The 532-nt window shown below is 64.7% G+C and carries 1 protein-coding gene; it reads left to right on the plus strand.

Annotated features, from left to right (window positions below):
* Positions 1-323: 323 nt before the first annotated feature.
* Positions 324-532 (plus strand): hypothetical protein (locus A6V37_RS41670; protein WP_208607849.1); only part of this gene is annotated, 209 nt, incomplete at its 3' end.

Here is a 532-nt window from a genome sequence, read left to right on the forward strand (position 1 = left end):
GGACAGGCAAAGGAAAAAACAAGTGAGGCCGAGGACACGGGTAGTGTGGGAGAATGAAAAGAGGCAAAAGGCGGAACGAAGGGAGCGCGGACGAAGAGGCGGCTGGGAGATATGGTGAGAAACTAGAGACCAGGACGAGAGTCGAACCGACGGCTGAGTGATAAGTGTTCTCATGCCGAGGGGGGGACAGAAGAAAAGGTGACCGAGGAAGAAGGGAGGAGTCGTACGCGTGAGTGTGGAAAGCGGGAAAAGTGCCCGGGAGGTAGGAAAGAGAGGGGGGGGGGGGGTGAGAGGCAGATGTGGAGAGGGGTCGGGTGGGGGGGATGGGAAGAGCGCTCCAGAGGAATGAGAGGGCGACGGGCGTGGACGCGGAGCGCGAGGCAGCGGCGGGGGTGAGGGGGGTGGCGGATAAGCGCAGGGGGAGGAGGGAGAAGGGGAAGGTGGTGGGGGACGCGCACAGGGGCGCGGAGAGGGGTGGGGGGGTGCGCAACTGCGAGGGGCGGGGGGAGAGCACCTGCAGGGTGTACGAGCC

This window comes from Paraburkholderia ginsengiterrae (assembly GCF_001645125.1).
GTDB classification, from domain to species: Bacteria; Pseudomonadota; Gammaproteobacteria; order Burkholderiales; family Burkholderiaceae; genus Paraburkholderia; species Paraburkholderia ginsengiterrae.